The 8,299-nt window shown below is 46.6% G+C and carries 7 protein-coding genes and 1 pseudogene; 5 read left to right on the top strand and 3 right to left on the bottom strand.

From position 1 onward, the window contains the following. The 4 genes and pseudogenes from ABW391_RS08955 to ABW391_RS08940 form a co-directional block, all read left to right on the top strand. Positions 1-675 (top strand): annotated as a pseudogene (locus ABW391_RS08955) (carboxypeptidase); the annotation flags it as partial. Positions 676-770: 95 nt separating this feature from the next. Continuing rightward, positions 771-1,274 (top strand): GNAT family N-acetyltransferase, encoded by a 504-nt coding sequence (locus ABW391_RS08950; RefSeq protein ID WP_353481509.1) that lies wholly within the window; start codon positions 771-773, stop codon positions 1,272-1,274. A gap of 77 nt (positions 1,275-1,351) precedes the next feature. Then, positions 1,352-2,302, top strand: a complete 951-nt coding sequence (locus tag ABW391_RS08945) for an RraA family protein (protein ID WP_502916319.1) — start codon at positions 1,352-1,354, stop codon at positions 2,300-2,302. Between the two features lie 35 nt (positions 2,303-2,337). Next, positions 2,338-3,618, top strand: a complete 1,281-nt coding sequence (locus ABW391_RS08940) for a mandelate racemase/muconate lactonizing enzyme family protein (RefSeq protein ID WP_353481508.1) — start codon at positions 2,338-2,340, stop codon at positions 3,616-3,618. Between the two features lie 139 nt (positions 3,619-3,757). Here the strand turns inward: ABW391_RS08940 and ABW391_RS08935 are convergent, their stop codons facing one another. Further along, entirely contained in the window at positions 3,758-5,437 is a 1,680-nt protein-coding gene (locus tag ABW391_RS08935) for an ArnT family glycosyltransferase (RefSeq protein WP_353481507.1), read from the bottom strand. A 6-nt stretch (positions 5,438-5,443) separates the two neighbouring features. After that, positions 5,444-6,280 (bottom strand): DUF3298 and DUF4163 domain-containing protein, encoded by an 837-nt coding sequence (locus tag ABW391_RS08930; RefSeq protein WP_353481506.1) that lies wholly within the window; start codon positions 6,278-6,280, stop codon positions 5,444-5,446. A gap of 136 nt (positions 6,281-6,416) precedes the next feature. Here ABW391_RS08930 and ABW391_RS08925 point away from each other — a divergent pair, with 136 nt between their 5' ends. Continuing rightward, on the top strand, positions 6,417-7,343 hold the full coding sequence (locus ABW391_RS08925) for a diacylglycerol/lipid kinase family protein (protein WP_353481505.1): 927 nt from the start codon (positions 6,417-6,419) through the stop codon (positions 7,341-7,343). A 128-nt stretch (positions 7,344-7,471) separates the two neighbouring features. Here ABW391_RS08925 and ABW391_RS08920 read toward each other — a convergent pair whose 3' ends face one another. Further along, entirely contained in the window at positions 7,472-8,209 is a 738-nt protein-coding gene (locus tag ABW391_RS08920) for a hypothetical protein (protein WP_353481504.1), read from the bottom strand. Between the last annotated feature and the right edge of the window lie 90 nt (positions 8,210-8,299).

Genomic DNA, 8,299 nt, shown 5'->3' with positions numbered 1-8,299 from the left:
GAGGAGTTTACCATCAACGAACTGTTGCCTGCCGTAGCCAGAGGTGGATTTCTGGAAGACAGCAAAAAGAAAGCCATTGCTGCAAAATTTGCCCGGTATTCTGGTATCAAGGAAGCGGTGATTTTACAAGCCAACCTAGACATTTCTTACGCTTTTTTCTGGAAAGAATTGCTGCGCGACAGAGGGTATACCGTTGGTCGCCTGGATTCGCGCTATCTCGGGCTTGATCGGCAGGATATCGGCATGGGTCCCGATTACAGCGCGGAATTGACCTCCTGGTTGCATTCCTTTACCCCACCGATCAACATCTACCTACGCGAAGAGTTGAAATATAAAACCGATTTGAAGTACAACATGTTTGGCCCCGTCAATCCCTGGGATCGTACTGGCGATAAAACGGGCGAAAACCTGCGGCAGGCCATGGCACAGAATCCCTACCTGCATTTGATGGTGCAGTCTGGCTATTACGATGGAGCATGTGACTACTTCAACGCCAAATACAACATGTGGCAAATGGATCCCAGTGGCAAACTCAAAGACCGCATGAGCTGGAAGGGCTACCGCAGTGGACACATGATGTACCTGCGCAAGGAAGACCTGGAAAGCAGCAATGAACATTTGCGGGAATTCATCAAACTGTCATTGCCCAAGCCTGGGCAAGCGGCGAAGTATTAAAATAATGTCGGTTCGGGGATGTTTTTTTTTAATATCTCCGAACCGACGTTAAATCCATAAAAACAGGGATATTTGGCGTTAAATAAGCCCATGCTATGCAAATTACCAACAGCACCCCAGCTGACTTTGATACCATCTTCGCCCTATACGACGAAGCCATCGCCTTTCAAAAAAAGGTGTTCAACAAACAATGGGAAGGTTTTGAAAGCAGCCTGATTGAGACCGAAATTCGGGAAAATCGACAATGGAAAATCATCATCGACGATGAAGTAGCCTGCATCTTTGCTACAACCCTGAGCGATGCCATCTTCTGGGGAGAGAGAGACCTCGAACCCGCGGTGTACATTCACCGCATTGTGACCAACCCAAAATTCAGAGGGGCGGCTTTTGTCAAAATCATTGTAGAATGGGCTCGGGGTTACTGCCTCGCCAATCAATTGGAGTACATCCGACTAGATACCTGGGGCGACAACCCAAAACTGATTGATTATTATGAAAAATGTGGTTTCAGCTACCTCAAAACGATAGACCTGGACAATACCCAAGGCCTACCTGCGCATTACAAGGGGGTACTGGCGCTTTTGGAAATCAAAATTTGACCCAGAAAGCTGAAAAGTTCGATAAAAAACTATCTTTGAGTTAAGTGGATTTTTTTGTAACTATAAACAAACACAACATGTCAAAACTAAAATTTTGCCTGCTTGTCTTCACAAGCATGGCTTTTGTCCTGCCTGCTATTGGCCAACAAATCAGTAAAGAAGAGCTGATTTTTCTTACTCCGGAATGGAAAGGAGAAAGATATGCTGATGGCCGTCCCAAAGTGTCCGACCAACTCCTCAATCGCCTGAAACTGGTCACCCACGAAGAAGCCTGGGCAGTGCTGCGCAACGAAAACTACAAATTTCAGTACGACGACGGGTGGCAAACCATCAACCCAGACAGCGTCTTGGTAGGCAGAGCAGTCACTGCGACCTTCATGCCCGGGCGACCCGATATCCACCGGGTTATTGACGAAAAAGGGCATACCAAAGATGGCCGGGTCAAATCTCAAAACTCCTGGCCAATCGACCTTTTGACCAAGCGCGATGTGTACGTGGTAGACCAGTTTGGCGCGCACGAAGACGGGCCAACCATCGGCGACAACCTGGGCAACTCCATTTTTGCCAAAACCGGCAATGGCATCGTGTACAACGGAGCAATTCGCGACATCAGTGGCCTGCGGGAGATTGGTTCCTTTACTTCCTTTTTCCGTTCTTATCACCCCTCTCACCACCTCAACAATCCGGACGGACAATTGAATACCACCCTGGTGGCCATCAATCACCCCACCCGCATTGGCAAAGCGACCGTAATGCCAGGTGATGCCGTTTTGGGCCGTGATGGCGGCGTGATTTTCATTCCTCCTCATTTGGTGGAAAAAGTTGTCAAGACTTCAGAAATTGTCAGACTGCGCGACATGTTTGGCCACCTGCGCCTGCGCGAACAAAAATACACTCCAGGACAGATCGATACCAAATGGAGCGACGAGATCGAAAAAGACTTTTCTGCCTGGCTCAATCTGCACATCGACAAGCTACCCGTTCCAAAAGAACAAATCCAGGAATTCCTGAAAGGTCGCACCTGGTAGTCTCCCCTTTTCGCCACTTTTAAAACCTTTCAATCATGTCAAAACCTACATCCAGAAGATCCTTTATATCCAAAGCCGCAATAGCTACGGCTTTGACCCCGATGGTTTCCTTGTCTGCCTTTGGAAAAGGCTATGAAACTGCCATCGATAACATCCCCAAAGCCTCCTCTCCTGCCGACCTAAAAATCACCGAGGTGAAATGTGGCTACATCCGCGGCAGTCTTTTTGTCAAAATATACACCAATCAAGACATCTGGGGCTGCGGCGAAGGCGTAGACGCCATCCCGGGCACTTATCACCTGGTCAAAAACTTTGGAGAAAGAATCAAGGGCAAAAGCCCCTTGAATGTGCATCGGCTGTTTGAAGACATCCGCCGATCTGGTTTTTTTCAGGGTGCACAATCGGGTATGTATATTGCGGTGCTTTCTGCCATTGAAACTGCCCTATGGGATCTGGCTGGAAAAGCCTTGAACTTACCTGTTTATCAGCTTTTGGGTGGAAAATTTCGCGATAAAGTCAGGGTCTATTGTGATACAGCGCTTTACCAAAGAAATTTGCCGACTCCCAAAGACTTTGCTGATGCCGCAACAAATGCCGTCAAAATGGGATTCAATGCCCTCAAATTTGACCTGGACCAAGCCAATGACCCCAACAAATACGACGCCTACAACTGGACAGCCAGCCACGGAGAACTCAAACGCATGTACGACCAGATTGCAGCAGCCAGAGCCGCAGTGGGTCCCAACATCGACATCTGTGTAGACATGCACGGCAGGTACGATGCGGTGACTGGTCAGGCCGTAGCCAAGCTATTGGAGCCCTTGAACCTGATGTGGCTGGAAGAACCCATCCCCGCCGAAAACGCGGAAGCCTACAAGTTGATCAGCGAATCGTCCAGCACGCCCATTTGTGCCGGAGAAAACCATTACCTGGCGCATGGATTCAGAAGGTTGTTGGAAATCGGTGCAGTGGATATTGTGATGCCCGACCTGCAAAAAGCAGGTGGCTTGGGCGAAGGGCAGCGCATTGCCAACCTGGCCAATTTGTATTATGTGCCTTTTGCGCCGCATATGGTCGCTTCATTCTTGGGCGCAATGGCGTCAGCACATGTTTGTGCTTCCGTACCCAATTTCTTGATTTTGGAGTGGCAATCCTATTTCCACACCCAACCCATGTTCAAAGAAATTGTGCATTACGAAGGAGAATGGGTGCAAAACAGCTTCATCACCGTGTCTGAAAAGCCAGGAATTGGGGTAGAAATCAACGAGGAAGGGATGAAAAAATATGCGATTCCCGGGATTCCATTTTTTGAATAATACTTCGGGCGATTATCTGGACATTTTTTTTTCGCGCAGATTGAAGCGCAGATTCTACACAGATTTTTTCTGCGAAAATCTGCGCTTCAATCTGTGCGAAATCTGCGTGAAATAAAAACACCTCCCTGCGGCAAACAATTTATTTTATCAGCAATTCAACTGCCTCACCCGCCAAAGTGGGCTGTAAATTGGCGTACCGCAAACCGAACACCAAATCCAGCTTGCCCTTAAATTCAAGCGGAGTACGGCATTTTAATTCCAGAATATAGTCCTTGCCAGATTTCCAGATCCCCAAAGGCTGATTGGAGGTACAATCTTCTACCCACAGCACTTGCCCCTGTCGGTGAAAGGCCACTCCTGGTTTCACCGCATAAGTCCCCCGCTGAGGATCAATTGAAAAAGGGTAAGGATTGTGCAGTTTCACCCGAACGGAAATCGAATCTCCAGCTACTGCCGATTGGGGCGCATCCAGCACTTCCAGGGTAATTTTCTCAACTACCTGAAAATCCTTGAGTTCCAGGCCCAGCATTTTATTTCTTCCAAAATTCAAACTGTCGCATTGCGTGCAGTAGGTATCGCCGTGCATGACCAGGTAAACCTTTTTGCCCTGCAAATCCACTTCGTCGTTCCAGAGGTCGTACTGGCTTTTGCGGTACTGTGCCGTGGTCAGTTCATAGGCTTTTTCGCCGGTATAAAAGGCGTAAAGCGCCGGGCTGCGGTAGGTATTGTGAAAAAGAACGGGCGTTGTGCCTGCCTTTTGCTGTACCTGATCGATCCAGCCCTGATTATTGAAGTCTTTGCCCAAAGGGCCAATCATATAAACCAGGGCAAGCCGGGTAAGCAGCAATAAACCTCCTGAAGCAAGCCCCAAACCAATCACGGTTTTGGATGAAAAGCTTTTTTGTTGCGCATAGGCAAACAAGAGCAACACCAGCGGAATAGACAGAATAGCAGTCCATTGCGGCTCAACGTGGCCTTTGGTGGTACTCCACAAAAAAAACGCCCAAAAGCCCAAAACAACCAGGCGATAAGCGCGCAAAATTGGGGTTCCAAACCGCAACCTTAAAAATGCCAGCGCGATGGAAGGAACCAGCAAAGGAGAAAAAATCACCAACTGATTGAGCAGGTAAGTAGTGGTATACTTCAGTTCGTATACATCGTTGCGACCTTTAAGGTGGTAGCGAAACGACGGAAAATCATGGCTGTATTGCCAATACAAATGTGGCAAAAACAGCAAAGCCCCCAAAAAGCCAGCCAGGTAAAACCAGGGATTGCGAAACAAGCGCAAATTGGACAACACCGTAAAAAAGATCAACAAAATACCGTGGTACTTGCTGTACAACAAGGCCGCCATAATGAACGCCCACCATACCGCAGACGCTAAATTGGGCTGCGCCAAAAACCGACGGTAGGCCCAAAAAAACAAGGCCGTAAACAACATCAAGGGGGCATCAGGGGTAGTGATAAACCCGTACAAATGCAAAAAAGGCATGGCCACCATCAACGCAAGCAAGACATACACACTGCGACCACGCTGGGGGCGGTCGGCCAGATCCCAGATGACCAGCAAGGTCAACGCATTGGCCAAAACCACCAGAAAGCGCAGTCCCAATGTACCGGGAAGCAGCAGAGTACCGATTTTGATCATCAAGGCCACCGCAGGTGGATGGTCAAAATAGCCCCAGTCCAGGTTTTGGGCATAAACCCAGTAGTAGGCTTCGTCTGGATCCAACGAGGTGAAGGTGGCTTGTAGCACATTCAGGAGCATCCAAAAGCCCAAAAACAAAGGAAAAGTCCAAGCGATCTGTGGTTTCGACATGCTCGCTTATTTCAGTTTGTTGGTGTCAATTGATGTACCCAGTTCTTCCCAGCTCAACACAAAACCGGTTGGGCCGACAGCATAGGCGGCAATTTCGTAAGAATTGTAAAAGAACAGCATCCCTTCGGCTACAATGCCAATGTTGGCAGGGAGTTGAAATTTGCCTTCCCAGAAGAACCCTTTGTCGTTGAGGTTGGCGTTGGGCGCCAATTCGTGGGTTTCGCGGAATTTTTGCTCGACCAAGCGTTCCAATTTAGCCTGATTTTTCAGCAGATCTTTCAATCTGATCGGTTTTCCCGTACTGGTGTTGAACACAAACAAACTGGTGTTGCTATTGGGGTGCGCACCTCCGGTGTAGGCGTATTCATCGAGCCGGATGGAAACTGCTTTGGGCGATTCAAAAATGACGGCGCCATCGGTTTCGATGTTCCAGGGCGTGATGAACAATTCGGAGTTGTCTTCTTCTGCGCGGGTTTTGGCTTCGGCAGAATACTCGTTGTAGTCCTGGATAAAGCGATTGCCCAGCGCATCCAGATCCATATCATTGTTCAACTTTTCATCTTCGAAAGTCAACGAAGCTTTCACGTAGTGCAAAATGGAATCATTGATGCGGGCAAAAACGGCACCCTCTTCCTTAAACTGCGGGTAATTCATGGCCACAATGGCACATTCGTTTGAATCTGTTTTGCAGCCTTCCGAAGCTTTGGAAAAATGGTGTTGCTCTTTTTTGTACCTGAACACAGGTGCTGTCTTTTCCTCAATTTCAGGCTTTTGTGGTTGGCAGTTGGAAAAGGCGATCAATAGTGTGGCAAGCGTAAACAGGCGGTATGCGGATTTGAACATGGTTTCAGTTGGTTAATTTGCCGCAAAATTCTCGAATAAAGTACGAAAAGTAGGCGCTTATTGCAATTATTTTCACAAAAATTAAGAGCTTGGTTCAAATTTCAGTTTGAAATCGATTACAACCTAATACCTATACATGCCCAATTGGTTCATCATTGCAAATCCGGCTGCTGGCGGAGGCCTGGTCAAAAAGCTCTGGCCTTCCATTGAAGCAGAACTCTATAAGCTATCCATCGATTTTGTTTCCAATTTTACCATCGGCCCTGGTCATGCCATCACGATGGTGCAGGAAGCCCTATCTATCGGCTACCGCCACATCATTGCAATAGGCGGAGATGGCACCAATCACGAAGTGATCAATGGGTTGATGCTGCAAAATATCGTTCCAGCCACCGAAGTGCAGTACGGATTGCTGCCCGTAGGCACCGGGAATGACTGGATTCGGACGTATGGCATCCCTGCCAATTGGCGCGAATGGCTGCCCCAGTTGTTTACTTCATCCAGTCGCTTGCAGGATCTTGGCATGGCCAGTTATTGGACGAATGGGCAACAATCCCAGCGTTATTTCACCAATGTGGCGGGCTTGTGCTACGATGCGTTTGTGGTCAAAACCATGAACGACAACCAGGTCAGTGCCCAAAATCGTTTTGTTTACCTTTGGTGGATTTTACGCTGTTTGTTTCGCTTTCAGCCACTGGCTTGCAAAATCACCTTCAACGGCCAGTCGATTCAGGAATTTTGTTACACCATCAACATTGGCATCTGTAAATTTTCGGGTGGAGGCATGCAATTTGTGCCCCAAGCGATCCCTGATGATGGCTTATTGGGCTTGACCATTGCGGGCAAAATCCCCAAATGGGATGTAATTCTCAGTACGCCGAGGTTTTATGCAGGTACGATTGGTGGCCACCGCAAGGTTACTTTGCACCAGGCCAAAAGCATTGTGGTAGAGTCCGCAGCAAATGAAAAAGTGTATTTGGAAGCCGATGGAGAGTTTTTGGGCGAATGCCCGGCGGAGTTTACGATTCTGGAGAATGCTATTCGGGTGATTGTGCCGAGTTGAGGATGGAGCTTTTTGTTTTAGATAACCACCCATGTCTACTACACGAAGAGATTCATTTGGTCGGTTAACGTCAAATTCCCAGAATTTTTGCATTCTATACCTCACGGAGTGAGTTATAGAATTGGCATTTAAGGCCAAAGCGTTTTATCCCAATCAATAAAACGAACGCCGACTCCTGCGGAGTCTTTCAAAATTATTTTACGTGTAGCATCTTGTTCAAATCGACCCTTCATATATTTGTAAACATCCACTCGTTCTCTTCCGTAGTCATTGAGAAAATAAAAATTGCCTTTATATTCCCCAAAATCTTCTGTTTTATATTCAAAATGATTGCCTGAGAAAATAACATTATATTTTTTAGATTTTCCATCAAACTTGCTAATAACTAAATCTGGTGTGAGCCTAGTTGAACTTACCATATCACCAAAATAGTAGAAAAAAATCATGTCTTCATCAGGACTTAATCTATATCTAATGCAACATATGACAAGGCCAGGGCTGGGTATATATTCTTTATTAATTGGATGTTTTAAATTATTAAGGTCCAAATATGGGTAATAATCCCACCAGTCTTTAACTTTTTTTTGTAAAAGTACATAGTTAAACCCATCTCCATATGAAAACTTATGAATTGAATCATTATTCTTTTTATAATCAAAGATTTCTTTGACCTCCATACTGTCTATTTCTTTAACTGGTTTCAAAAAAATTGCCGGATGGTACAATATCTTTTCCTTCTTACTTGAACTAACCAATTCAGCTACGCCGTTCTTACAGAAAAGCAGAAGAAAGCATATTGAAGTGAAAAAAGTAAAAATAGCATACTGATTTACGTCGACAATTGAAGCTACGACTCTTGTTTTCATGTGCTTAGATTTATGGCTTGATTTCCCCACTAGTTCAAGTCTTCCCCGTTACCTTTCATAGCATGACGCTGGTACATGGGGAAAGACTTG

Origin of the sequence: Haliscomenobacter sp. (genome assembly GCF_040403615.1) — a bacterium.
Classification (GTDB): Bacteria; Bacteroidota; Bacteroidia; order Chitinophagales; family Saprospiraceae; genus Haliscomenobacter.
The sequence above is the reverse complement of the archived record's forward strand: the minus strand, read 5'-3'. Positions and strand labels throughout refer to the sequence as shown.